The sequence below is a fragment of the Neisseria dumasiana genome (assembly GCF_022870885.1).
In the GTDB taxonomy this organism is placed as follows: Bacteria; Pseudomonadota; Gammaproteobacteria; order Burkholderiales; family Neisseriaceae; genus Neisseria; species Neisseria dumasiana.
The window spans coordinates 173,753-196,829 of record NZ_CP091509.1 but is presented as its reverse complement, the minus strand read 5'-3'; the positions used below and the strand labels follow the sequence as shown (position 1 = coordinate 196,829).

Below are 23,077 nucleotides of genomic sequence, written 5' to 3'. Positions count from 1 at the left end.
TTTTTATATAAAATCCGGTATTTCATCACTTCATCATCTGCACAAATACATCTTCCAAATCTGTTTCCGGCAGCGACATGTGCTTCACTTCCACGCCCGCGTATTTCAAGGTTTGCAGTACAAACGCCAGCTGGTCGTAATCGTCGAGTTTGAACAAAACCTGCCCGTTGTCTTCCGACACCAGCCATTGGCGCAGATTATCGGGCAGCGTTCCCTCACCCAACAGCATTTCCGCCCGCACGCCCTGCTCGCTTTGCAACAGGTTTTCGGTTTTATCCAACGCAATCAGCTTGCCTTGCTTCATCATGGCGATGCGGTCGCACAGGCTTTGCGCCTCTTCCAAATAATGGGTGGTCAGAATCACCGTATGCCCTTCGCGGTTGAGACCGGAAATAAACATCCACAAACTTTGGCGCAGTTCCACATCGACACCCGCCGTAGGCTCGTCCAACACAATCACGGGCGGGCGGTGTACCAACGCCTGAGCCACCATCACCCGCCGTTTCATGCCGCCCGAAAGGTTGCGGGTATTGGTATATGCCTTGTCTGCCAAACCGAGATTGCGGATGATTTCGTCTATCCAGTCGCCATTGTTTTTAATGCCGAAATAGCCCGACTGGAATTTCAACGCTTCCAGCACGGTAAAAAACGGGTCGAACACCAATTCCTGCGGCACGACCCCCAAACTCATGCGGGCGGCGTAGCTGTCGGCAACCACATCATGCCCCATCACGCTGATGCTGCCCGAAGTTAAACGGCTCAAACCCGCCATGGCCGAAATCAAAGTGGTTTTACCTGCCCCGTTCGGCCCGAGCAGCCCGAAAAACTCTCCCTGCCCGACTTGGAAACTGACATCTTTGAGTGCGCAAAACCCGTTGGAATAGGTTTTGACGGCATTTTGAATATGAACGGCGGCTTGAGTTTGCATAATTTCTTTCTTTTCAGACGGCCTGATGTGTCAGGGGGTTCGTTGTCGGCTACACAGGCCAAGTTACCGGCAATACAGCCTATCGTTAAGTTGATTGGCTGTATCAAACAACAGAGCCCCGATTATATAGTCAATCAACGCATTTTTAATACAAAGCAGCAAGCCGCAGTAAAAATGAAGTGGAATGACCACAAACACACATGCGGTTTCACGGCAGCAGGCCGAAACCTTTTCAGACGGCCTGTTTTACACAATTTAAAGGTTCCCTAATTTTCACATAAACATTACCCTATACAATGTACATAATTCATCCCCTACCCCTATCAGAGGAATCCAATATGAAAAAAAATGTTTACACACTGGCCGCCATCGGCACCGCTGTTTTGGCACTGAGCGCCTGCGGTACTGCTTCTACCGCAACCGCCGCACCTGCACACCAGCACAGCCATACCGTTGAAGTGCCTACACACGCACACCACACCTCCGCACAAACTGCCAGCCTTTCTCCCGCACAAGCCATCTCCATCGCCCAAAAACAGGCCGGCGGACGCGCTACCGAAATTCACCTGAAAGGCAAATACGGCGCACCCGTGTATGAAGTAGAAGTACGCAGCGGCCAACGCGAACATACCGTTTATGTAGATGCCGCCAACGGCAAAGTATTGGGCAGCAAACTCGAAACCGAATGGAAACCGATGCGCCAAGCCGCCTTGCCTTTGGAGCGCGCCATTGAAATCGCCCAAAGCAAAATCAACGGCCGCGTATTGGAAGCCGAACGCGACAGCAACCGCGGGCAAATCGTTTACAAAGTAGAAATTCTCTCTGCCGACAACGTACCCTACAAAGTCATCGTAGATGCAAACAACGGCAACGTATTGGCATCATTTGTCGATTACGACGATTAAAACGATACGGCACACAGGCAAAGTTTCCGCAAAACAGCCCGGCCGGAATAACCGTTTAAACAAGCCAAACACTGTTTTGCGAAACATCCGGGCCGTCTGAAAAAACCTGAAACCTTTCAGACGGCCTCATACCTTTACATACAAACCTGCCGGGTGCGGATACAGTTCAAAACGCAGAGCAACAGGCAGAGCAACAAAGCAGAAATGCACCGCAGGCAGTAAAGCAAGTTTGCACAGGTATCAGCCTTAATCTTCACAGCGGAGACATCCATGCGCATACTCTTGGTAGAAGACGACAACATGATCGGGCGCGCCGTAGAAGGCAGCCTGAAAGACAACCGTTATACCGTAGATTGGGTGAAAGACGGCAAAACCGCCATCGACACCTTAACCGCCCAACCCTACGATGTCGTTTTACTCGATTTGGGTCTGCCGCAAAAAGACGGCCTGCAAGTGCTTGCCGGCATCCGCTCCCGCGGCCTTACCGTGCCTGTGTTAATCCTTACCGCCCGCGACGACATCCAATCCCGCTTATCCGGTTTGGATAACGGTGCCGACGACTACATCATCAAACCTTTCGATATGTCCGAAGTGCTTGCCCGCATCCGCGCCGTGCTGCGGCGCAGCGGCGGCAGCGCCGTCAATATGCTCGACAACGGCGTACTCAGCCTTGACCCCTCCACCTATTATGTCCGCCGCCACGACAACGGCGAAAACATCCTACTTTCCAACCGCGAATTTGCCATTCTTCATGCCCTGATGCAGCACCCCGGCACCATTCTTTCCCGCAACGATCTGGAAGACAAAGTTTACGCATGGGGTGAAGAGCCGGAAAGCAACGCCGTCGATTACCTGATTCACGCCCTGCGCAAAAAACTCGGGCACGACAGCATCAAAAACGTCCGCGGCGTCGGCTGGCTGGTTCCCAAAAAAACAGCATGAAACCTTTGCCCCATCTGCGGCATATTTCTATATTGCTTGTTGCCCGCACGCCTTAACTGTAAGAAATAACCGCGTTGTTTACACAACAGGTTGAGTAAAGTAGGTCTCCAAAACTTCAAAAGGCGTATTACCTTTCAGGCTGCTGTGAGGTTTAACCGTATTGTAGAAATTCACAAACCGACGCAAATCTCTACAACGTTGTTGTGCATCGGCAAAAGTTTGCTTGTCATGCCACATCTCCATCAGTGTACGGATAACGCGCTCCGCCTTACCATTGGTCTGTGGGCGGGCAATGCGGGTAAACTTTTGCACAATGTTGTTTTGGCAGCAGACCACACTGAACGGGTGGGATGCATTTCCCTTGTACCCGACACCGTTATCCGAATAGGCACACTCCACGGTGTACGGGCAACAGTCAATCACATCACGCAGCAGAAACTTAGCCGCACCGGCAGCGGTGCGGTCAGGCAGGATGGCCGCATACAGCTCGCGGGAATAGTCGTCAATGGCGACAAACAAGTATTCGAAGGGGTCGGCGACGGTTTGGTTTTTCAGCCCGGGTAGCCGCTTGGTATCAAAATGCACCATTTCTCCGGGATAGGATTTGTTGTAGCGGCGTGCTTGCTTTTTCAACATCTCTTCAATTTCCCGCTCCGCCTTGGCCGGGCGCTTCATACCGTATTTGGCTTGTTTGAAGCGGTTATTGGTGCTTTTTTGCGGGACGGGCAGCTTAAGACGAGCTTAGATTCGAATTTCAAATGCAACACTCAGGCAGTAGTGGTTGGAACAGATTCAAGAATAGAACACTTGGCGTTTCATAGCCAAGTGTTTTTCTTGGCCGGTGGTTCAGCTCATCCTGAACCCTGCGTATTTCCCGCTCACTAATGTTGCGGAAATCCGTTTGTTTGGGGAAGTATTGGCGGATGAGTCCGTTGGTGTTTTCATTCAGCGCCTTTTCCCAAGAACGGTAAGGACGGCAGAAATAGGTTTCAGCCGCCAATGCTTTGGCTATTCGGGTGTGGCGGTAGAATTCTTTGCCGTTATCCATGGTGATGGTGTGCACCCTGTCTTTATGCGCCCTCAGCGCCCGAATGACGGCATTGGCCGTATCTTGGGCTTTGAAGTTCTTCAATTTGCAGATAATGGTGTAGCGGGTAACCCGTTCGACCGGTGTCAATAATGCGCTTTTCTGATCTTTGCCGACGATGGTGTCGGCTTCCCAGTCGCCTATACGGGATTTTTCGTCGACGATGGCGGGTCGGTTTTCAATGCCTATGCGGTCGGGTACTTTGCCTCTGCTCCATGTGCTGCCGTAACGTTTACGGTAGGATTTGCTGCATATTCTGAGGTGCTGCCACAAAGTGCCGCCGTTGCTTTTGTCGTCGCGCAGATAGTTATAGACGGTGCTGTGGTGGAGTGTGATTTGGTGGTGTTTGTGCAAATAGGCACACACTTGCTCGGGGCTGAGTTTGCGGCGGATGAGGGTAGCGATGTGTTGGATCAGCTGCGAATGGAGCTTATAGGGCTTTCTTTTGCGCTGCTTGGTAAGCCGGCTTTGCTGTTGGGCTTTTTCGGCACTGTATTGCTGCCCTTGTGGGCAGTGCCGTTTGATTTCGCGGCTGATGGTGCTTTTATGGCGGTTAAGCCGTTTGGCGATTTCGCTGATGCTGTGGTGGCGGGACAGGTATTGGATGTGGTATCGTTCGTCTTGGGTCAGTTGTGTGTAGCTCATATGCAATCTTTCTTGCAGGAAAGGCCGTATGCTACCGCATACTGGCCTTTTTCTGTTGTGGAAAGTTGCACTTCAAATTTGAATCCGCTGCCGTCTGAAAAAAAGTGAACTGTCCCCCAATCCTTGGACAAGTTAAGAATGTTTCTCAAACAGCCTCTTCAAGCTGAGTTCTGTAGGCCACAGGGCTCAGCTTTTTTAAGTTTAAACTAATACGTTCATGATTGTAGTAATGGATGTAATCATTGATCACCGTTGTCAGCTCTGCCACCGATAGCCCACCTTCTTCATAGAAGCTTTCCGTTTTCAATGTGCCGAAGAAACTCTCCATCGGCGCATTGTCCCGGCAGTTGCCTTTGCGCGACATGCTTTGCACAATCCCGTTCTCAGCCAATTTCGCCCGATAAGCACCGGTGCGATACAGTACGCCTTGGTCGGAATGCGGCAGCGGTGTTGCCCCTTTCAGACGGCCGAATGCGTTATCCAGCATTTGCGTTACCATGTCACCGTTTGCTCTGCGGCTTAAAGAATGGGCCACAATCTCGCGATTGAACACATCCAATATCGGCGATAAGTACAGTTTGCCGTCTGTGCATTTAAACCCGGTCACATCGGTCAACCACTTATCTTGCGATTTGACGGCATTAAATTCGCGATTGAGAATGTTTGCCGAAACTTCCCCTATGGCCTGCGGGCGGTAGGTTCTTTTGTTGCGGACTTTGGCTTTCAACCCCAATAAACCCATAATGCGCCCGACTTTCTTTTTGTTCCACGACAATACGGCGGCAATCCGCCGTTGGCCGTAGCGGCCTTTGTGTTGACGGTATACTTCGCTCACTGCGGTTTTGGCCGCAGCATCGGGGTCGGGTTTGCCGATATGGTAATGGAACTGCTTTTGGGGATGCCGGCACTGTGCAGTAGATATTTCAGCGGGTGTTTCGCCCTCAATTTTTGAACGGTTTCGCAGCTTTGGCGGCGTTCTCTTCCTTTTCGTTGAAGGCTTTCATGTGCTTTAGGTAGTCGTTCTCCGCACGCATATAGCGCAGTTCTTCAATCAGCTCTGCCTGGGTTTTTTCATGGTCGGGCTTGTCGACGATAAACGGGTTTTTGCGTTTGGTTTTCATGGAGTGCGCCTGAGGGTGTTGCAGTGCGGCGATGCCGCCTTGCCGATAGGCGGCTATCCAACGGCGCAGGTGTGTGCGCGAGACGTTGAGGTGCTCTGCGGTGCGCTGTTGGCTGCGCACTTGGTGATAATGGAGTACGGCTCGGTATTTGAAGTCTGGTGTATATTTGGACATAAGAAAACTGCACCTTTTTAAGTTGGAGGGGTGTCCAACTTTTGGAGTGCAGTTCAATATCAGACGGCCTGAGACCTTTGCAAAACCCCACGCCAACAAACAGCCGGAACATTCTTCATCATGTTCCGGCTGTTTTTGCGTAAAAAGCAGGCAAACCACTCCTAAAGTCCCCTTAAAGTGCCTCATTATGAGGCACTGCCTGCCTGTTCAGGCAGCAACAGGCACACCTATCCTGTTGGCCGCCTTCAACAGGTTCACACACATCGCCTTCAGGTGGCTTTGCGCCCTCACTTTGCCCAACCCAAAATTAGGCTGCCCGGCCATAGCGGAATTTGCGGTGCAACGTACCAAAGCTTTGTTCCACCACATAGCGCACTTTCGCCAGCCGGCCGTTGCGGATTTTCTGCTCTTGACTTAACGGGCAGCCACGGTGTGCTTTTTGCATGATGCCGTCTTTCAAGCCGCACGCTGCCAAATGTTGTCGGTTCTCCCGGCTGTCGTAGCCTTTATCCGCATAGACGGTGCTGCCTTCTGCGATGTCCGCCGGTAATGGCAGCAGGTGTTTGCACTCATGAGCATTGGCCGGGGTGATGTGCAGTTTCTCGATATAGCCGTCCGCATCGGTGCGGGTGTGTTGTTTGTAGCCCGGATGGAAGCGGCCGTATTTTTTGATCCACCCAGCATCCGGGTCTTTGCCGGGAGTGGTTTCGCCACAGACAACGCCTTCGTCATCCACTTCTATGGCCTGACGCTGTTTGCCGCCGGCCGTCTGAATAATGGTGGCGTCAACGATGGCGGCGGATGCTTTCTCTACTTTTAAGCCCTTGTCAGTCAGTTGGCGGTTAATCAGATCCAGTAGTTCGGCCAAGGTGTTGTCTTGTGCCAGCCGGTTGCGGAAACGGCAAAGGGTGCCGTGGTCGGGAATGCGGAAGTCGTCGAAGCGGCAGAAGAGTTGGAAATCGATGCGGGTGATGAGGCTGTATTCGAGTTCGGGGTCGGAGAGGCTGTGCCATTGGCCGAGCAGGACGGCTTTGAACATAGATAACAGGGGATAAGCGGGACGGCCGCCGTTGTCGCGCACGTAGCGGGTTTTGCGGCCGGCGAGGTATTGTTCGATGGGTGTCCGGTCAAGAATACGGTCGAGTTTGATGAGTGGGAAGCGGTCAAGATGTTTTTCGATGTGGTGGAGGGCGTCGGTGTGTAAAAAGCTGCTCATGAACAAAATTCTCTAAATTCCCGGAGTTTGATGTAAGTGGGAATTTAGAGGATTTTTGAGGGTTTTGCAAAGGTCTCGGCCTTCACTCTAAAAGCCGCAGACGCAAGGTTTTGCAAAGGTCTCGGCCTGATTGCCGGTTGTAAAACGTTGGAAGTTGCGGCGTATTACACTTCGCTGCCGCCCACCGTTAATCCCGCATCAATCCGCAGAGTCGGCTGGCCGACGCCAACAGGTACGCTTTGGCCTTCTTTGCCGCACACGCCCACGCCGGTGTCGAGCGCGGTGTCGTTGCCGATCATCGAAACGTGTTTCAGCACTTCGGGGCCGTTGCCGATAATGGTTGCCCCTTTTACGGGGTATTGCAGCTTGCCGTTTTCCACCCACCACGCTTCGGATGCGCTGAATACAAATTTGCCGCTGGTAATATCTACCTGACCGCCGCCGAAGTTCACCGCATAAATGCCTTTGTCGACAGAAGCAATGATTTCTTCGGGATCATAGCTGCCGTTTTCCATAAAAGTGTTGGTCATGCGCGGCATGGGTGTGGACGAATAGCTTTCGCGGCGGCCGTTGCCGGTAACCGATACGCCCATCAGGCGTGCGTTGGTTTCGTCTTGAAGATAGCCGGTGAGAATGCCGTCTTCAATCAGCACGGTGCGGCGGGTTTCGTTGCCTTCGTCGTCGATGTTGAGCGAGCCGCGGCGGTCGGCAATATCGCCTTGATCGACAACCGTTACCCCTTTGGCCGCCACGCGTTCGCCGATTCTTCCGGCAAATGCGCTGGTTTCTTTGCGGTTGAAATCGCCTTCCAAGCCGTGCCCCACCGCTTCGTGTAGCAGCACGCCCGGCCAGCCGTTGCCCAGCACCACCGTCATGGCGCCTGCGGGGGCGGGGCGGGATTCGAGATTGGTCAGTGCCTGTTTTACGGCGGCTTGAACATATTGGCCGACGCGGTTTTCGTCGAAATAATCCAAGCTGTAACGCCCGCCGCCGCCTGCGCTGCCTTGTTCGCGGCGGTCGCCCTGCTTGGCGATCACGGTTACATTCAGGCGCACCATCGGGCGGATGTCGGCGGCGTGTCTGCCGTCTAAACGGGCAAGATAAATCATGTCGTATTCGCAAGTCAGACCTGCCATCACCTGCACGATGCGCGGGTCGGCGGCTTTGGCGAGTGCTTCCACTTTATTGAGCAAAGCCACTTTGGCCGCCGAATCCAAACCGATAATCGGGTTAACGGCTGCGTGTACGTTTTTGCCGTGGTGGGCGGCAGCCACCGGCACCGATGCGTGTTGGCCGGCCGCTCCGATGGCACGCACGGCTTGGGCGGAGCGGTTGATAGAGGCGGCATCGAGGCTGTCGGCATAGGCAAAAGCGGTTTTGTCGCCCGAAACGGCACGCACGCCTACGCCTTGATCAATTTGAAAGCTGCCCGATTTCACCATGCCTTCTTCGAGATGCCAGCTTTCAAACGCGGTGCGTTGGCAGTAAATATCGGCATAATCCACATGATGGTTGCCGATGATGCTCAAGCTTTGAGACAGGATTTCGGGCGACAATCGGTTGGCTTCGAGTAAGTCGCGTTGTACGGTTTGATAAGTGTGGAACATATAATTCGATCGGGTTGTGCGATGCTTTTCAGACGGCATCGGTCGATAAAAAAGAATACGGCTAAACTGGTGCCGAAGCCTGATATGGGGCTGCCTTAGTCATATTTAAATATAAAATAAAGGTTTCAGACGGCCTGCATAGGGCGGCAAGTATCGTTTTGTATCAAAATTATAAGGGATTTGGCGGCGGCTTGATACGGCTGTTGCTTTCGGCTATGGGGTGGATTGAGAAACATCCGGATATATATCGTGCTTGACGGCAACCTGCTTTAGGCTAAGTTTGAAATTAATTTCTTTTATTTTCATTATGTTATAAAAGTTAATTAATTTTCTTGGTTTTTATTATTGATAATTATTATTGTTTAGTGCAGAATAAAGACACTTGGCAGACATCCTAAATGCCGGGTCCATTAAACACCTGAAGAGATTGTTTCTTTTTATTCCCTCTTTCTTACCGGAGTGCGCATATACGAGATATACAGTTCCCTTTACATCAAATACTCAAAACCGAAACACCGAACCGCTGCCCTGATGCAGCGGTTCGGTGTTTTAGATTGGTGCTTCCAAATACTTCCTGCTCTTGAGGCCGTCTGAAAACCTGCTCCCCGCTTTCATCCCACCCACGCTTTCAGACGGCCTATATACGTTTTATACGCTATAATTCACCACTTTAGTTTTCCGTTTATCGAACACCAACCATGACCCAACGCAAAATCCTCGTTACCTCCGCCCTGCCGTATGCCAACGGCAGCATCCACTTAGGCCACATGGTCGAGCACATCCAAACCGACATCTGGGTGCGCTTTCAAAAACTGCGCGGCCACCAATGCCATTACTGCTGCGCCGACGACACCCACGGTACGCCCGTGATGCTGGCCGCCCAAAAACAAGGCATCAAGCCCGAAGACATGATTGCCAAAGTGCGCGAAGAGCATTTGGCCGACTTTACCGGCTTCCACATCGGCTACGACAACTATTACAGCACCCATTCGCCTGAAAACAAACAGCTTTCCGAACAAATCTACCTTGCCCTCAAAGCCAACGGCAAAATCGAAAGCCGCGTGATCGAGCAGCTGTTCGACCCCGAAAAAAACATGTTCCTGCCCGACCGCTTCGTGAAAGGCGAATGCCCCAAATGCCACGCCAAAGACCAATACGGCGACAACTGCGAATCGTGCGGCACCACCTACTCGCCCACCGAGCTGATCAACCCCTATTCCGCCGTATCCGGCGCCACCCCCGTGCTGAAAGAATCCGAACACTTCTTCTTCAAGCTCGGCGAGTGCGCCGACTACCTGAAAGAATGGACTTCAGGCAGCACTGAGCTTTCAGACGGCCGTACCCAGCCGCACCTGCAAGCCGAAGCCCTCAACAAAATGAACGAATGGCTGGGTGGCGGAGAAAACGGCGAAACCACCCTTTCCGATTGGGACATCAGCCGCGACGCACCTTATTTCGGCTTCGAAATCCCTGGCGCGCCCGGCAAATATTTCTACGTTTGGCTCGACGCGCCCGTCGGCTACATGGCCTCGTTCAAAAACCTGTGCGACCGCACCGGCCTGAATTACGACGAATATTTCCAAGCCGGCAGCCAAACCGAGATGTATCACTTCATCGGCAAAGACATTCTCTACTTCCACGCCCTGTTTTGGCCCGCCATGCTCAAATTCAGCGGCCACCGCGCCCCCACCGGCGTGTTCGCCCACGGCTTTTTAACCGTCGACGGCCAAAAAATGTCCAAATCGCGCGGCACCTTCATCACCGCCAAATCCTACCTCGACGGCGGCCTCAACCCCGAATGGATGCGCTACTACATCGCCGCCAAACTCAACAGCAAAATCGAAGACATCGACTTGAACCTGAACGACTTCATCGCCCGCGTCAACAGCGATTTGGTCGGCAAATACGTCAACATCGCCGCCCGCGCCGCAGGCTTTATCGCCAAACGCTTTGAAGGCCGTCTGAAAGACGTTTCAGGCAGCGAATTGGTACAAAAACTCGCCGCCGAGCGCGACAACATCGCCGCCGATTTCGAACACCGCGAATACGCCAAAGCCCTGCGGGAAATCATGGCGCTGGCCGACGCAGTAAACGAATACGTCGATGCCAACAAACCGTGGGAATTGGCCAAACAAGAAGGCCAAGACGCGAGCCTGCACGAAGTATGCAGCGAGCTGATCAACGCCTTCAAAATCCTCACCATCTACCTCGCGCCCGTGCTGCCGAAAGTAGCCGAGCGCGCCGCCGCCTTCCTCAATCTCGACGGCCTGCGCTGGGACGCCGCCGCAACCGTGCTGCCCGAAGGCCACACCATCAACCAATACTCACATTTAATGCAACGAGTGGAGCAAAAACAAGTGGACGATTTAATCGAAGCCAACAAACAAAGCATTCAGACGGCCTCAACCGAAGCCGCCCCCGCCGAAAAATCCCCATACGCGCCCGTCGCCGAACAAGCGAGCTTCGACGACTTCATGAAAATCGACATGCGCGTCGCCAAAGTGCTGAACTGCGAAGCCGTCGAAGGCAGCACCAAACTGCTCAAATTCGACCTCGACTTCGGCTTTGAACAACGCATCATCTTCTCAGGCATCGCCGCCAGCTATCCCAACCCCGCCGAACTCAACGGCCGCATGGTCATCGCCGTCGCCAACTTCGCCCCGCGCAAAATGGCCAAATTCGGCGTATCCGAAGGCATGATCCTTTCCGCCGCCACGGCAGACGGCAAATTGAAGCTGCTGGACGTGGATGCAGGCGCACAGCCGGGGGATAAGGTGGGTTAATTCCTTTGCTGTAAATCCGATTCCATAAAAAGGCCGTCTGAAACTTTCAGACGGCCTTTTGTCATACCCATATTGGGCAAAAATATTCATTCTGATATATTTCCAAAACATACATCTTCAATCCCGATACTTTGAATACAGTTTTGGAACGCCCGCGATGACCCAAACCCAATCCTACCATCTCACCCTCTCCCGCTTCACTCCCTCTCTCTCCGTCGTCTCCTTCACCGCTACCGAAGCACTCAACACAGCCTACCGTCTCGACATCGAACTCACTTCTGCCGATGCCGATTTGCCGCTGTCATCGTATATCAACCAAGCGGCCAAGTTTACGGTAACTCCGGTGAGTTCTGATGCGTTGGGATTGATCGAAGGGATGATCGCCCCCCAAGCGCTGAAGGAATGGAGCGGCATCATCACATCCTGCGAGAAGCTGTCGGTATCGGCTGACGAAACCCGTTACCGCATGGTATTGGAACCGCGCATCGCCGCATTGAAGCACCACCGCACTTCGCGGCTGTTTCAAAACCAAAACGTGCCCGACATCATTTCGTCGCTGTTGAAACATCACGGCTTCTCAGGCGTCGATTTCCGTTTCAACACTTCCCGCGAATACGGTGTGCGCGAGTATGTGACCCAGTATCAGGAATCCGACTTTGCCTTTATCAACCGGCTGTGTGAAGAAGAAGGCATTTGGTACGCCTTCGAGCAGAATGCCCAATATGGCGATGTGGCGGTATTCGGTGACGATGCCGCCCATTATTTTCGCGACAACCGTCATCCGTATGCCTACCGCCCCCACGGCGGGTTGGAGAGTGTCGGCGAGGAAGCGGTGTTCGCCTTACAGGTGAAACACAATCCCATTCTCGAATCCATCCGCGTCAGCGACTACAACTACCGCGATGCCGATACCGATTTGTCGTCCGAAGTAACGGCGAAGGACACGGAAAGCGACAGCAGCGTTCTACTCGGCAGCGACAGCCATTGGGGTTTGCATCAAAAGACCCCCGCAGAAGCCCAACTTCAGACGGCCTTACTGCAACAGCTCGACCACAGCCGCCGTATCGTCGCATCCGGCAGCGGCAACATCACCGCCCTCAGCCCCGGCCAAGTGTTTCAGACCGCCCCGGCCTTCAGCGAAGCGCCCAACGGCTGGTTGGTGGTATCACTCACCCACAGCGGCAGCCGCGACCAAGCATACAGCCATACTTTCACCGCCATTCCCGCCGACAGCATCTTCCGCCCCGAACGCATCACTCCGCTGCCGAAGATACAGGGCAGCCTACCCGCACGAGTCACCAGCCCCGGCAACTACACCTACGCCTATATCGACAATATGGGGCGCTACCGCGTCAAACTGCCGTTCGACCTCGACGAATGGAGCCCGGGCGGGGAAAGCCGCCCCATCCGCCTGACCAAACCCTATGCCGGCCCCGACTACGGCCAACACTTCCCCTTACACGAAGGTACCGAAGTGATGCTGTCGTTCGTACAGGGCAATCCCGATAGGCCGTATATCTCGGGTGTGATGCACGACAGTTCCCACCCCGACCACGTTCCCGCCGACTGGAACACCCGCAACGTTATCCGCACCTGGGCGAACAACAAACTGCGGATGGAAGACAAACAGGGTCAGGAACATATCAAACTGGCGACCGAATACGGCAAAACCCAACTCAACCTCGGCCATATCGTCGACAGCCAACGCCAAAAACGTGGCGACAACGGCGAAGGCTTCGAGTTGCGTACCGACAGCTGGGGCGCATTGCGGGCGGGCAAGGGTTTGTTCATCAGTGCCGATGCTCAGAGTCAGGCTTCGGGACAGGTGTTGGATATGGATGCCGCCATCGCCCAGCTCGAACAGGCAATCTCCCTAGCCAAAAGCCTTAACAAATCCGCGCAAACCGCCCAAAACGAAGCCACCGAAGCCGAAGAACAGGCAGGCCGTCTGAACGACAGCCTCAAACAGCTGCAACGTTCGGGCATCATCCAATCCGCCCCCAACGGCATCGCCACCGCCACCCCGCAAAGCCAACTGCACACCGCCGGCCAACACATCCACCATATCAGCGGCGGCGACACCGACATCAGCACCGGCCGCAACTTTACCGCCCATGCAGTCGGAAGCGTCAACCTGTTTGCCCAAAGCAGCGGCGCGAAGTTACAGGCCAATCAGGGCAAGGTAGAGATTCAGGCACAGAACGACGAGATGCAGATCAACGCCCTCAAAGACGCCACCATTACCAGCAGCGCCGGCAAAGTAACCGTGGCAGCGAAAGACGAAATCCTGCTCACCAGCGGCGGGGCATACATCAAGATTAAAGACGGCAACATCGAACTGGGCTGCCCGAAGATGGTGTGGGTGAAATGTGCGGGGTTTCAGGTGATGGAGCCGAGTAGTATCAATCCACCACTTCCGGAGTTTCCGTTAACTGTATGTGAAGACTGTTTGAAATTAGCAGCTGAAAGTGGCAGTCCTTTTGCATTAATTTAAGGAATAGATAGAAATGAACGAAGTAATTAATATCACATTTCAGTCTTTACAAAAAAATAACGGGGAATTGTATTTTTATGCTTTGCTCGACCAGAGCCAACTGTCTATGCGCCAACGTGCTTTACCATATGATTTTCCCTGCGTCTCTATATGGAAAAATGTTTTAAAAATGAATGATGAAAGCATTTCTCCGCAACTTATTAATCTGGACACAGCGAAGCCCATAACTGCTTTCTTACAGAAAATCAAACCGGCATGGCGCAACAAGCCCTTATACAGCCTGTTGGTCAGCCCCATGCCTATCGAAACATTAGCAGTACATTTGGGAAAATACAGTATCTGCAAAACTGTTTCAGACGGCCAGAATTTAATACTTCGTTTTGCAGACACCCGCATCTTGCCCCTGATGAAAACAGCATTGTCTGAAAAACAGAAAAAGCATTTTTTTGAGCCTATTACCCTTTGGGCTTATCCTGACATAACCGGAGAATGGCAGTATTTAGAAGGTGGCGGGCAAAAAGAAACACAACCGCTGCAAGATATGCTCGAATTGACAGATAAGCAGTACGAAACCTTTCTTGACGGAATGATACCTTATACGGTTTATCAGAAAATATGCGGGCATTTTGACGAAAAAACTGTTAACAAATATCAAAGTTTTATTTGGAGAGAAGTTCAAGAGCGTATAACTACAACGGATGTTTCATCTCCTACATTTTATTTGGATACTGTTATGAAAAATTGCCTAGACGCAATAGAAAACCATATACAGGTGCAAAACGATACCCTTAACATAACAGGTTAACTTTTTATATATGCCGTCTGAAAAATATTTCAGCCCAGTCTACATCAACGAAAGATTGCAAGATGAAGTTTGCCTTTTATTCCTTTTTCTTAACCCTGCCCCTGTTTGCCGGATGCTCACAGGCCGAAGATAAAAATCAGGTGGCAGTGGCTGTGCGCAGCATCAATTACAACGCCGACAGGGGTGTTACCTTCAGCCTATACGATGTATCCGGACAACCCGACCCCAAATACAAAGCCGATCCGCATATCGAACTGCGTTTGGACGGTTACTACCCCGTGGGCGGCGGCAATCTGATGGCGCTGGACGGAGGCGGCAGCGAATGCTGCGCCAACCTGCCGAAACAGTGGCGGCCGGGGTTGAAATATACCGTGTTGTGGCAGGCGGGTTCGGCTGATTTGCCGGATAAGACCGTGTACCGCCATACCGCAGAGCTTCCCCGTTATGAGCAGCCCGAGGATTTGACGGTCGTGTTTTATCCGCAGCAAAAAGCGGAGTTTGTGGTGGGCAGCAGCTACCCGGGGGAAGCGGGCTGGAAAGGGCGGGAGCAGAAAGAACCGCTGGAAGCCTGTATGGACAAGAATGATAAGAGGTTTTGTTATATGTATCTGCCGCATTATGACAATGTAAATGACCAGTTTGCAGAGTGGACTAGAATAAAATGCCGCAAAATATTTTCACTATCAGAACAAGATATAACAGAATTTAGTAGTTGGACAAAAGCTGATTGTCAAGATTGGAAAAATGATTGCATCAAAGAATGGGCTGTTACGAATAAAAAAATGTGTGATATTGACTGGCGTGATCCTGAGTGGGGAGAATAAATTGTGGCTACAATAAAATTTGCCGATAGATGCAGAACAAAGCCTTTTGAATTAGATCGGAAAGAATTAACCGAGATAGCAAAACTCCGCTCCACCCTCCAACCCGCAAACTGCGACAGCAAAGGCCGCCCCAATGTGCATTGCTCTTACGATCTGCACATCGGCGTATTCTTCGACGGTACTAACAATAACAAATATTTCGACACCCAAAGCAAATCGCACAGCAATGTGGCGCGATTATACGACGTGTTTCCCGGGCAGGGCGCAACCACCGGAACCCGTGCCACCCGGTATGTGAATGAATACAATGAGTATGAAACCCGTGTTACATCTCAGGATTATCCCAAACGCTATCATGAAAAAATGCCCGCCAATATCCATAAATATTTTCGGAAGATTTATGTTCCCGGGGTCGGTACGCCATTTCCTGATGTGGGGGATGCAAATACGCGCAAAATATTTCCGTTTATCGGCCAGAATACTGCCGGGGAAGCTTTCGGTGCCTACGGAGCCGAACGGATTTTCTGGGCGATGGCTCAGGTATTAAGCCTTGCTATGGAGACTTGTGGCGAAGGCAGTTTGCCTGCGAGCGTGATTCAAAAGATAGCTAAGGGTTGCGGAGGGCAGGTTTTTCGCGGTGAATCGAGTATACGTAATATATTTCAGCTGCATTTGGATCCCTACCTGCCCCGGATGCAGAATACCAGAAAGCCCAATATCCGAAATATCAAGCTCTATATTTTCGGTTTCTCACGCGGTGCAGCGGCAGCGCGCAGTTTTGCCAGCAGAATAAATTATATGTTGCAAGGCTTGAAAATCGGATTCCGACTTGAATTGAGCTTTTTAGGGATTTTCGATACGGTGGCTTCGGTTGGACTTGCCCGCTCGGGCGGTGGCGATGGGCATTACGACTGGGCCCTGCCTAAATTTATGTCCCCCTCTGTAAGGAAATGTGTTCATTTGGTGTCGGCACATGAAATACGTGGTTCATTTCCGCTTACTTCTGCAAAAGGCATAACGAATACGGAAGAAATCGCGTATCCGGGTGTGCATTCGGATGTGGGTGGAGGGTATTCGCCTTTCGAACAAGGTAAATCTACGGAAGCTAACGGGGATATAGGGAAATTATCACAAATTCCTTTAGCGGATATGTATCGTAAGGCATTGTTATCAGGTGTGCCTTTCCTGCTTCCTTCCGAATGGAAAAGTAATCAATCGGTTAATGAAGTAATGGCTGTAAGTAAGCAATTGATTATTTCTTTTAATCATTATTATACGGCCACATATAACAAGAATTGGAACACGCAAAACAATATAAAACATATTATCAATTATCACTATTCTTATTATGTTTTATGGCATAAAGCGCGTTATGGTGAATTGGCTGCTAAGCTAGGGGATAAAATCAACAACGAAAACAATAAAACGGCGATAAGAGACTATAACGATATTGTTGATGCTGAAAAAGGATTGAAGTATGAGTTAAAGTTTTTGCAGGAATACAAGGAAACCAGAATACGTTCTCCTTACAGTTTGAGTAATACCGTTATCCGTATACCGAAGCGACCTGCTTTAAAAAATGAAATGACTTCTACCCGAACAGAGTATGCAATGAGAGAAAAATACCAACAATGGGAAAAAGTACTAAAAAATCTATGGAATGGTGCACCTTTAAGTGACAGTAAAACCATTGCTTTCTTTGATGATTATGTACATGATTCCCGGGCATGGTTTCGAATTGAATCGCCGGAGGCATGGGGATATTTACGGCTTCGGCACGTATATTAGTTAGCGGCCTTAAGAATGATTGCAGGCACATTCTCAAAGCTGCCCGAAACGATACCGTTCAGGTAAAATATCTTCATCAGAAATCACTTACAAACGGCTTATTCTATGTATTCTTTTGTGCGTCCGCTGTTGTTTAAAACAGATCCTGAAACTTCACATCATTTTGTGTTAAATGCGTTGAATTCGGCTTACCGTTTGGGGGTATTGCCCACCATCGACCGCGATACCCGCCCGACCCGTTTGATGGGTTTGGATTTGCCCAATCCTGTGGGGCTGGCGGCGGGTTTGGATAAAAACGGGGCGTATATTGATGCGTTGGCGGCTTTGGGTTTCGGTTTTATCGAGGTGGGTACGGTGACGCCGCGTCCGCAGAGCGGCAACCCTCAGCCGCGTTTGTTCCGCCTGCCCGAACATCAGGCGATTATTAACCGTATGGGGTTTAATAATCACGGTATTGATGCGATGCTCAATAATATCCGCAACAGCCGTTACAACGGTGTTTTGGGCATCAATATCGGTAAGAATGCCGATACGCCTATCGAGCAGGCGGCATCTGATTATTTGATTTGTTTAGAAAAAGCATATGAATATGCCGGTTATATTACGGTAAACATTTCTTCGCCGAACACGAAAAACCTGCGTGATTTGCAAGGCGGGGATGAGTTGACGGCGTTGTTGGGCAAGCTGAAAGACAAGCAGTTGTCGTTGTCTGCCGCGCAAGGCCGTTATGTGCCGTTGGCGGTGAAAATCGCGCCTGATTTGGATGAGGCGCAAGTGGCTGAAATCGCCCGTGTGGCGTTGGCAACGGAGATGGACGGCATTATTGCGACCAATACGACGATCGATAAATCTTCGCTCGGCAACCATCCGCAAGCGGGGGAGCAGGGTGGCTTGAGCGGTTTGCCTGTGCGCGAGAAAAGCAACCGTGTGCTTGTGCAGTTGGTTAAAGAGTTGGAAGGCCGATTGCCGGTTATCGGTGTGGGCGGTATTGTGAACGGTAGTGATGCGGCTGAAAAGATGCGTTTGGGTGCTGCGGCCGTGCAGGTTTACAGCGGCTTGATTTACCGCGGCCCGGAGTTGGTGCGGGAGTGTTTGAAGGCTTGCCGTTGATTAACTATATATTATATAGGGGCTTAGGAAGCAAAATTCATTTTAAAGGATCTTTCCGCAACATTCCCAGCAGCACTTTATACAAATCGTCATGCCTGTGATTGAAGCGGAACTCGGTTTCTTTTAAATGCAGGTAAAACGTATGCTTAGGTACACCGTTAAACTGTACCAAGCGATGCTTCGCGTAGCTCCAAAAGGATTCAATACCGTTGATATGCTGAGCGCCGCGAGCAAATTCATTATCACTATGACGCACTCTGAAATGCTTCGCGAAGCCCATATCAACCAACCCCTGATAACCACGCCATCCATCAGTATGGATGACGCTCTCAACAGAGATATGTCCTCTGATAACCTTTTGTAACGTTGCTTTTGAAGCATCGGAAACGATTTCGGTATAAATCTTGTCACCTCGTTTGAGTATACCGAAAACAATCGTTTTACCGCCTGCACCTCGCCCGCGTTTGCCGCGGATACGTTTGGCACCGAAATAGGATTCGTTCAATTCCACTATGCCGCACAAAGGTGTCTGTCGCTCACATTCGTCAGCCAATCGTCGCCTTAGTTTCAGGTACAGGCTGAGACCTTTGCAAAACCCTCAAAAATCCTCTAAATTCCCACTCACATCAAACTCCGAGAATTTAGAGGATTTTGTTCATGAGCAGCTTTTTACACACCGACGCCCTCCACCACATCGAAAAACATCTTGACCGCTTCCCACTCATCAAACTCGACGTATTCTTGACTGGACACCCATCGAACAATACCTCGCCGGCCGCAAAACCCGCTACGTGCGCGACAACGGCGGCCGTCCCGCCTATCCTTTGCTCTCCATGTTCAAAGCCATCCTGCTCGGCCAATGGCACAGCCGGAGACCTTTGCAAAACCCTCAAAAATCCTCTAAATTCCCACTCACATCAAACTCCGAGAATTTAGAGGATTTTTGAGGGTTTTGCAAAGGTCTCAGGATAGGTGTGTCTGTTGCTGCCTGAATAGGCAGGCAGTGCCTCATAATGAGGCACTTTAAGGGGAATTTAGGGGTAATTTGTCTACTTTTTACGCAAAAACAGCCGGAACATGATGAAGAATGTTCCGGCTGTTTGTTGGCGTGGGGTTTTGCAAAGGTCTCAGCTTATTGGGTTGGTGTTGTAAATGATTAAAAAGAAGAAGATGAACTACATTTGTTTTTTGAAAAAAGTCAAAAATAAGGCCGTCTGAAAATTTTTCAGACGGCCTTTGGCTCTCTATTTCACAGACTTGGCTTTATTTGGCGGCTAACTCGCCACGCAGTTTTTTGGTTACTTCCATCATCACTTCCAGCTGCTCGATGGTTTCTTTCCAGCCGCGGGTTTTCAGGCCGCAGTCGGGGTTGACCCACAAGCGCTCGACCGGCACCACTTCCATGGCTTTGCGCAGCAGTTTTTCCACTTCGGCGGCAGTCGGTACGCGCGGGCTGTGGATGTCGTACACGCCGGGGCCGATGTCGTTCGGGTATTTGAAGTCGCCGAACGCGGTGAGCAATTCCATGTCGGAACGTGATGTTTCGATGGTGATCACGTCGGCATCCATAGAGGCGATGGCGGGCAGGATGTCGTTAAACTCGGAATAGCACATGTGGGTATGGATTTGGGTGCTGTCTTCCGCGCCGGTGCTGCTCAAGCGGAAGGCTTCGCACGCCCAAGCCAAAAATTCGTCCCATTGGGCTTTTTTCAGCGGCATGGCTTCGCGGATGGCCGGTTCGTCGATCTGAATCACTTTGATGCCGGCTTTTTCCAAGTCCAACACTTCGTCGTTCAAGGCCAAGGCGATTTGTTTGGCCACTTCGCTCAACGGAATGTCGTCGCGCACGAACGACCATTTGTACATGGTTACGGGGCCGGTGAGCATGCCTTTCATCGGGCGTTTGGTCAGGGTTTGCGCGTAGGCAGACCAGTAAACGGTCATCGGTTCGGGGCGCGATACGTCGCCGAAGATGATGGGCGGTTTCACGCAGCGCGAGCCGTAGCTTTGTACCCAGCCGAATTGGGTGAAGCAGTAGCCGGCCAGTTGTTCGCCGAAGTATTCCACCATGTCGTTACGCTCGGCTTCGCCGTGTACGGGCACGTCGAGTTCCAGTTTTTCCTGTACTTCCACGCAGTAGGCGATTTCTTTTTTCATCGCGGCATCGTAATCGGCAGCGGAGAGTTCGCCTTTTTTGAAGGCGGCGCGCGCTTGGCGGATTTCGGTGGTTTGCGGGAACGAGCCGATGGTGGTGGTGGGCAATACGGGCAGGTTCATCCAAGCCTGTTGCGCTTTGATGCGCTCGGCAAACGGTGATTTGCGTTGGTCGGCACCTTCGGGCAGATTGGCCACACGGGCTTTAACGGCATCGTTGTGGATTTTTTTGTTGGTGGCGCGGTCGGCAGCGGCTGCATCGGAAGCGGCAATGGCTTCTTTTACGCTGTCTTTGCCGTGTGCCAAGGCTTGTTTCACTACGCCCAGTTCAACCAGTTTTTGGGCGGCGAAAGCCATCCAGTTTTTGATTTCGGCATCGAGTTTTTCTTCTACGGCCAAGTCTTGCGGGCTGTGCAGCAGCGAGCAGCTCGGTGCGATCCACAGGTTGTTGCCCAGTTTGTCTTGAACGGGTTTCAGGGTGTCGATCACTTTGCTCAAGTTGGCGCGCCATACGTTGCGGCCGTCGATCAGGCCGACCGACAATACTTTGTTTTCCGGCCATGCGTCGGCAAACACGGAGAGTTGCTCGGGTGCGCGCACGCAGTCGATGTGTACGCCGTGAACGGGCAGGGCTTTGAGCAGGTTGAGGTGTTCGGCGGCAGAGGCGAAGTAGGTGCCGATGATGATGCGCACGCCGGTGTTGGCAAATTCTTTGTAAGCGGTTTCAACGGCTTTGATCCAGTTGGCATCGGCGTCGGCAGAGAGAATCGGCTCGTCGATCTGAATCCAATCTACGCCTTCGGCGGCCAGTTCGCGCAGCAGTTGTGCGTAAGCGGGCAGCAGCTTGGGCAGCAGGCTGATGCGTTTGAAATTGTCGTCTTTGGCTTTGCCCAACCACAGCAGGGTAACGGGGCCGACCAGCGTGGGCTTGATGTCGTGGCCTTGTGCTTTGGCTTCTTTGATTTGGGCAATCAGGTTTTTGGCGTTGACTTTAAATTCGGTGTCGGTGTGCCATTCGGGTACGATGTAGTGGTAGTTGGTGTCGAACCACTTGGTCATTTCCATCGCAAACTGGGTGGCGTTACCGCGCGCCAGTTGGAAGTATTCGGGCAGGCTCAGGTTGGCCGCGTCGAAACCGAAACGTTTGGGAATCGCGCCCAAAGTGCAGAGCAGGTCTAAAACGTGGTCGTAAAAAGAAAAATCGCCTACGGGCAGCAAATCGGCACCGGCGGCTTTTTGGGTGGCCCAGTTCAGACGGCGGATTTCGGCGGCAACTTCTTGCAGCTCGGCTTCGCTTTTCGCGCCTTTCCAAAAGGCTTCTACGGCAAATTTCAGCTCGCGCTTCGCGCCGATGCGCGGGTAGCCGGATAGATGAAATGTGTTCATGTTCAACTCCTGTTGTTAAATCAATTGCGGATGCTTATTCGGATGGTCGTATCTTGAAGGTTTTTCGGGCAAGGCGCAAACGAGTTATTTGCATGGATGTATGAATGGATTTAATGTGAAGAGGCCGTCTGAATATTTTTCAGACGGCCTCGAAGCATGTTGATGATGAAAGCGGGGTTACAGATAGAATTTATCCACAACTTTCAAATTTTCGTCCAATTTATAAACCAAAGGCTGGCCGGTGGGGATTTCCACGCCCATGATGTCGTCGTCGGAAATGCCTTCGATGTGTTTCACCAAGGCGCGCAGGCTGTTGCCGTGGGCGGCTACCAATACGCGTTTGCCGCTTAAAATGGCGGGGGCGATTTGGTCGTGCCAGAAAGGCAGCACGCGTTGGAGGGTAACTTTCAGGTTTTCGCCGTCGGGCACCACATCGTCGGGCAGGTGGGCGTAGCGGCGGTCGTTGTGGGCGGAAAACTCATCGGCGGGGTCGAGCAGCGGCGGCAGGGTGTCGTAGCTGCGGCGCCAAATGTGCACTTGGTCGTCGCCGTATTTTTCGGCGGTTTGTTTTTTATCCAAGCCTTGAAGTTGGCCGTAGTGGCGTTCGTTCAAACGCCATGTTTTGATTTGGGGAACCCACAGTTGGTCGGATTCTTCCAGCACGATGTTGCAGGTTTTGATGGCACGGGTTAATGCGGAAGTGAAGGCGATGTCGAACTGATAGCCTTTTTCTTTGAGTTTTTGCCCGGCGGCGGCGGCTTCTGCCAAACCCTGCTCGCTCAGTTTCACGTCGCGCCAGCCGGTGAACAGGTTTTTGGCGTTCCATTCGCTTTGCCCGTGGCGGATAAATACGAGTTCCATCGTGTTGCTCCAAGTTTGTAGGTTTGAAAATGCCTTTATAACATATTTTTGACCCCGCCGTTGCCGGTTGGCGCGGTGTATTTATCGGATAGGTGCGGTAAGGCCGTCTGAAAAACGGCTTTCAGGCTTGGGGCTTTGCCATGACACAGCTATGAAAATATGTTATGGTAAAAATGAAATTCGCTTCAATAAGGTAAAAATATTCACTTTTACGCACAATATACGGCAGTTAGCCGCTTTTCAATAC

Annotated in this window: 15 protein-coding genes and 4 pseudogenes; 9 read left to right on the top strand and 10 right to left on the bottom strand. The window is 51.6% G+C overall.

Annotation, left to right across the window (positions count from 1 at the left end; all coding sequences use genetic code 11):
* Positions 1-25: 25 nt before the first annotated feature.
* Positions 26-928 carry an ABC transporter ATP-binding protein gene (locus LVJ88_RS00860; RefSeq protein ID WP_085418057.1) on the bottom strand — a complete coding sequence of 301 codons (903 nt, stop codon included), beginning with the start codon at positions 926-928 and terminating at the stop codon, positions 26-28.
* A 338-nt stretch (positions 929-1,266) separates the two neighbouring features.
* Here LVJ88_RS00860 and LVJ88_RS00855 point away from each other — a divergent pair, with 338 nt between their 5' ends.
* Positions 1,267-1,833 carry a PepSY domain-containing protein gene (locus LVJ88_RS00855; protein ID WP_158087933.1) on the top strand — a complete coding sequence of 189 codons (567 nt, stop codon included), beginning with the start codon at positions 1,267-1,269 and terminating at the stop codon, positions 1,831-1,833.
* A gap of 270 nt (positions 1,834-2,103) precedes the next feature.
* Complete coding sequence (locus LVJ88_RS00850; protein ID WP_085356663.1) at positions 2,104-2,775, top strand: response regulator transcription factor; 672 nt, start codon at positions 2,104-2,106, stop codon at positions 2,773-2,775.
* 78 nt (positions 2,776-2,853) lie between these two features.
* Here the strand turns inward: LVJ88_RS00850 and LVJ88_RS00845 are convergent.
* The 6 genes and pseudogenes from LVJ88_RS00845 to tldD all read right to left on the bottom strand — a co-directional run.
* A pseudogene (locus LVJ88_RS00845) lies at positions 2,854-3,516 on the bottom strand (integrase core domain-containing protein); the annotation flags it as partial.
* Between the two features lie 13 nt (positions 3,517-3,529).
* A complete protein-coding gene (locus tag LVJ88_RS00840) occupies positions 3,530-4,507 on the bottom strand; it encodes an IS30 family transposase (protein WP_244694176.1) in 978 nt (325 codons plus the stop codon).
* 145 nt (positions 4,508-4,652) lie between these two features.
* Complete coding sequence (locus LVJ88_RS00835) at positions 4,653-5,342, bottom strand: IS3 family transposase (protein ID WP_085419040.1); 690 nt, start codon at positions 5,340-5,342, stop codon at positions 4,653-4,655.
* A gap of 106 nt (positions 5,343-5,448) precedes the next feature.
* Positions 5,449-5,802 carry a helix-turn-helix domain-containing protein gene (locus LVJ88_RS00830; protein WP_085419041.1) on the bottom strand — a complete coding sequence of 118 codons (354 nt, stop codon included), beginning with the start codon at positions 5,800-5,802 and terminating at the stop codon, positions 5,449-5,451.
* Positions 5,803-6,009: 207 nt separating this feature from the next.
* Positions 6,010-7,018, bottom strand: a pseudogene (locus LVJ88_RS00825) (IS5 family transposase).
* A gap of 164 nt (positions 7,019-7,182) precedes the next feature.
* Positions 7,183-8,625 (bottom strand): metalloprotease TldD, encoded by a 1,443-nt coding sequence (gene tldD, locus LVJ88_RS00820; protein WP_085418103.1) that lies wholly within the window; start codon positions 8,623-8,625, stop codon positions 7,183-7,185.
* A gap of 698 nt (positions 8,626-9,323) precedes the next feature.
* Between tldD and metG the strand changes: the two genes are divergently transcribed.
* The 6 genes from metG to LVJ88_RS00790 all read left to right on the top strand — a co-directional run bounded on the left by metG (position 9,324) and on the right by LVJ88_RS00790 (position 18,429).
* On the top strand, positions 9,324-11,408 hold the full coding sequence (metG, locus tag LVJ88_RS00815) for a methionine--tRNA ligase (protein ID WP_085418102.1): 2,085 nt from the start codon (positions 9,324-9,326) through the stop codon (positions 11,406-11,408).
* A gap of 157 nt (positions 11,409-11,565) precedes the next feature.
* Positions 11,566-13,902 (top strand): type VI secretion system Vgr family protein, encoded by a 2,337-nt coding sequence (locus tag LVJ88_RS00810; protein ID WP_244694175.1) that lies wholly within the window; start codon positions 11,566-11,568, stop codon positions 13,900-13,902.
* A 13-nt stretch (positions 13,903-13,915) separates the two neighbouring features.
* Positions 13,916-14,707 (top strand): DUF4123 domain-containing protein, encoded by a 792-nt coding sequence (locus LVJ88_RS00805; RefSeq protein ID WP_085418893.1) that lies wholly within the window; start codon positions 13,916-13,918, stop codon positions 14,705-14,707.
* A gap of 62 nt (positions 14,708-14,769) precedes the next feature.
* Positions 14,770-15,531: a DUF3304 domain-containing protein gene (locus LVJ88_RS00800; RefSeq protein WP_085418894.1), complete on the top strand. Its 762-nt coding sequence runs from the start codon at positions 14,770-14,772 to the stop codon at positions 15,529-15,531.
* Between the two features lie 3 nt (positions 15,532-15,534).
* The gene (locus LVJ88_RS00795; RefSeq protein ID WP_085418895.1) at positions 15,535-17,319 is read left to right on the top strand and encodes a T6SS phospholipase effector Tle1-like catalytic domain-containing protein; all 1,785 of its coding nucleotides are present in this window, start codon (positions 15,535-15,537) and stop codon (positions 17,317-17,319) included.
* A gap of 105 nt (positions 17,320-17,424) precedes the next feature.
* Positions 17,425-18,429, top strand: coding sequence for a quinone-dependent dihydroorotate dehydrogenase (locus LVJ88_RS00790; protein ID WP_085418896.1), 1,005 nt, complete (start codon positions 17,425-17,427; stop codon positions 18,427-18,429).
* Between the two features lie 37 nt (positions 18,430-18,466).
* Here LVJ88_RS00790 and LVJ88_RS00785 read toward each other — a convergent pair.
* Positions 18,467-19,006 (bottom strand): annotated as a pseudogene (locus tag LVJ88_RS00785) (IS1595 family transposase); the annotation flags it as partial.
* An 80-nt stretch (positions 19,007-19,086) separates the two neighbouring features.
* On the opposite strand from LVJ88_RS00785, the pseudogene LVJ88_RS00780 reads away from it, so the two are divergent.
* Positions 19,087-19,298 (top strand): annotated as a pseudogene (locus tag LVJ88_RS00780) (transposase); the annotation flags it as partial.
* A 394-nt stretch (positions 19,299-19,692) separates the two neighbouring features.
* Here the strand turns inward: LVJ88_RS00780 and metE are convergent.
* Both metE and LVJ88_RS00770 read right to left on the bottom strand, forming a co-directional pair.
* Complete coding sequence (gene metE, locus LVJ88_RS00775) at positions 19,693-21,969, bottom strand: 5-methyltetrahydropteroyltriglutamate--homocysteine S-methyltransferase (protein WP_085418897.1); 2,277 nt, start codon at positions 21,967-21,969, stop codon at positions 19,693-19,695.
* 177 nt (positions 21,970-22,146) lie between these two features.
* A complete protein-coding gene (locus tag LVJ88_RS00770) occupies positions 22,147-22,830 on the bottom strand; it encodes a 2,3-diphosphoglycerate-dependent phosphoglycerate mutase (protein ID WP_085418898.1) in 684 nt (227 codons plus the stop codon).
* Positions 22,831-23,077 lie beyond the last annotated feature (247 nt).